We start from the raw sequence: 3,233 nt of genomic DNA, 5'->3' as shown, positions 1-3,233 counted from the left end.
TTTTCGATTGTTGATTCTTGAGTGCATTCAATTTACAGTAATGCACCCCTTTATTCTGTCTTAGTCTAAACTCCAGTTCTCAAGGCAATCAGGGATAGACGGATGGCGTGTTCGTCTTCCGAGGGGTATACTGCCTCGCGCAGTGCAATGGAATTTTCCGGATTTCGCAGCTTCAGAAACCGCTCCATCTCTTGCTGCGCTTCCTCCAAAGCAGATACCGCCTGCTCCAACTCCGCAATAGAAGGCGATTGAGATAAAGGACGGCGTTGCAAGTCTGTTGCCATCTGCTTCAATGTCGAGAGAGCTAAAGACCGAACTCGAACATCTCCGCTTTTGAGCGCGCCCGCGAGCATCGGAGCAACCGGAAAGCCCATGTATCTCAAGGCAAGTGCTGCACTGGTGCGAGCCACTTCATTTTCCGCCTTCAGCGCTTCTATCAGTTCGGGAGCAGCCTGCGTGCCAAATTTCGCCAAGGCAAGGTGGCTCCCAGGCGTACAACTTCATCTCTATCCTGCAAGGCTTCAATCAAAGCGGGAACCACCGTATCGGCTTTCTGACTCATCCCACCTAATGCCGATGCTGCCTGACTGCGCTGGCGCCAATCCTTATCGGTTTTTAACTGTTTGATGTACGTGGAAATCTGGGGATCTGAGGCACTTTTTCCCGATCCTTCCCCAACGGTTGTCAGCGCGAACGTGCTAAAAACGGCAACGGTGAGGAAGTTCGCAAACTGTCGTTGGGGATGTGCCATCATCGCTTTGGTCGGGTAGAGGCTCGGTTTTTGAGCTGCGGCGGTGTCTTGTCGCTATAGATAAATGGTAGCCCGTAGCTATAGGTAAATGGTAGCCCTCTGCGGCCCTTTAATCTCTCCTCCAACCATTTGGGTTTTTCGCTAAACGATATCGACATCGTACCATCGGGAGCAACGCGATACAGCCATTTTGACCCCGGACAAATAGATGACTTCATCTCGGGAACCGATGGCGGCCATTTTCCGGTTTTGGCTGCTAGTGCTTTGACTTGCAGAATTTTCTGAGTCAGTTCCAAATCCAGCATAGATTTGGCTGCTTTACTGGTTTGGCTGGGTAAATTTGTAGATGTCCTACCTATATAATTCCACCACGCGAAGTCCTTTGCCGTGACTGAATCAGAAGTGCAAACATTCTGCTGGCGAGATGCTGCAAGCGATCGTTTATAGACTTGATAAGTATCGATCGCACAAAAGCGAACATAAGGTTTGATCGCCGGCTTGAACCACACCAGGACATGAGATAAAGTCCAGTCTAAGATTTTTTCTTGTAAAGTTGGGGGATCGTTAATTTCCCTCGGAAATGTCTGAAATAGTGAAAGTATTCCCTCATCACTAGAAGCGCCTGATGCTTCTAGTATCGAAGACCACGAGTATTTCCAAACGAAGTCTTGCGAAAATTTGAACTTAGACAAATATTCTCCCTGCAAGGATGTCGATATCGACTCGCGGTAATCGTGTTCCAGCAAGCGCTGCTGCCACTGGGCGGGAAGGCGATCGGCTTTCCGCATCACCCCTGCTGGATATTTAGCCACAATCAAAGCCACAAGTTGAGGGATTAGGAGGGGGCTTTCTGTTAAAGGCTGGTTGATTTTCCAGGATACTTCCAGCATTTGTGCTGCTGCTTCCGTCTGACCTTGACGGTATTTTTCTAGAATGTCTAGGGCTAAAACTCGTTGGAAATTAACCTGCCCTAAATAAGCGGGTAGGGGAGCCGTCACATCTCCTTCCACAATCCAGGTAATATCTGTTCCCCAGTGCGGTACTTCATTATTTAAAACCTGCTGGCGAAGTTCTGCTAAAGCCGTTTGCCGGGAGGCGAGATACCGCTGTAATTTCTCTGAAGGTGGATTTACGGTATCGTTTGGTTTGGAAATCTCAGCGTTTAGGTACTGAGTTAATTCTTGTCTGATTTCTTCAAATGCCTTTCGATCGTCCTCTGAAGACCTAAAATCAGCCCTAGACTCGATGGAGCGATCGACAGAATAGAAACTTGCCCCGGCTCCACCGATCCCCACTTTAGCGAGGGACGCAGCCAACTTCAACGCCGCATTATTCGGCTCTGTTTTGGGAAACCGTTGGGCATAAGCTGCTAAATCCTGCTCGATTTCTTTTTCATGCACAGAGGCGATATAGTTGCCACCCACAATCCAGACTGCCAGCAGTCCCGCCAACCCAACAGCCGAACCACCCAGAAATTTAAGGCACTTTTTCCGTCTGACCGATGGGTTTTGAATGCCCATAAACTCCTCCTTCGCGCGCTCACACCTGAAGATGAGCGCCACAATCAATTTAAACTAAACCATTGTCTTCTACATTTGCCTGTTCCCGATACTTTTAAAAGTTAAATCTTGTTAAGATGAATTCGATCGATTAACGAGATTCATTTGGCGATCGCCCGCAGGTAATTTTGAAGTATTGGGTATTGAGTATTGCGATCGCGACGTAACTCTTACGGTGATTTGTTCTGCAGGTGTCAACTACAAGCTCTGACAATCTTATTTCTGAGCGGATTTCTTAAACAGTTTGGACGCAGCACCTCTCAAAATGTGCGGTAGTAACTTTGGGCCCGGCAAAAAAACAATCCCTAACTGCTGCATTAATCCAAGTGCATCGCCCTGGCCCCAATGCTCCGCGATTTTGCCGTTTTCGAATCGATCAATGTGCATAATCGCCAAGCTGATTTGTTTGCCCGTTGGCGGCAGACCCTGAAATTCTCCAAGGTGTGTTGCGGTGAAGGTTCCGCACGTCACTACTTTATCGCCTGCAACCAGTACCTCATCAAAAACGTGTTTACCCTGACTGAAAGCTAGATAAAATGACATCCCGAATTGCTTGAGCCCCTCCCCGTCCAATGGCTCCGGCATTCCCGCCATGCGAGCAATAAAATTCGGCGCTAGAAGTTCTAAGGCTTGTTCTATTTTGCGATCGTCGAACGCTTTGTAGAATTGGAGAACAATTGTTTTGTTTTGGTCAATCAGCATACAGAATTTTGTTTTGAAGTAGATTGTAAAGCTTTGTTCACCAAACTACACCGCATTGGGCTTTAATAATTGCTGTGATTATAAATTACCGCAAACTGCTCGATCGCCCTTTCCCAAGATCGCACTCTTCGTATAACAATAAGACTATAGCAATCCTAATTGATTTGTGAACACCCATGTGATAAAATATAAAAAGCATAATAAACAGAGAATTGCCAAAA

At 47.1% G+C, this 3,233-nt stretch carries 4 protein-coding genes; all 4 read right to left on the bottom strand.

All coding sequences use genetic code 11. The annotated features are described in order from the left end of the window. Positions 1-65: 65 nt before the first annotated feature. Positions 66-473, bottom strand: coding sequence for a hypothetical protein (locus QUA62_RS29055; RefSeq protein ID WP_333408259.1), 408 nt, complete (start codon positions 471-473; stop codon positions 66-68). Beyond that, positions 437-754 carry a HEAT repeat domain-containing protein gene (locus QUA62_RS29050; RefSeq protein ID WP_333408258.1) on the bottom strand — a complete coding sequence of 106 codons (318 nt, stop codon included), beginning with the start codon at positions 752-754 and terminating at the stop codon, positions 437-439. The genes QUA62_RS29055 and QUA62_RS29050 overlap by 37 nt, the downstream gene beginning before the upstream one ends. Beyond that, positions 751-2,271, bottom strand: a complete 1,521-nt coding sequence (locus QUA62_RS29045; protein WP_333408257.1) for a hypothetical protein — start codon at positions 2,269-2,271, stop codon at positions 751-753. Before QUA62_RS29045 ends, QUA62_RS29050 begins: the two co-directional genes overlap by 4 nt. 255 nt (positions 2,272-2,526) lie before the next feature. Continuing rightward, positions 2,527-3,012 (bottom strand): ester cyclase, encoded by a 486-nt coding sequence (locus QUA62_RS29040; protein WP_333408256.1) that lies wholly within the window; start codon positions 3,010-3,012, stop codon positions 2,527-2,529. Positions 3,013-3,233 lie beyond the last annotated feature (221 nt).

This window comes from Microcoleus sp. MON1_C1 (assembly GCF_036701945.1).
Lineage (GTDB): Bacteria > Cyanobacteriota > Cyanobacteriia > Cyanobacteriales > Microcoleaceae > Microcoleus.
The sequence above is the reverse complement of the archived record's forward strand: the minus strand, read 5'-3'. Positions and strand labels throughout refer to the sequence as shown.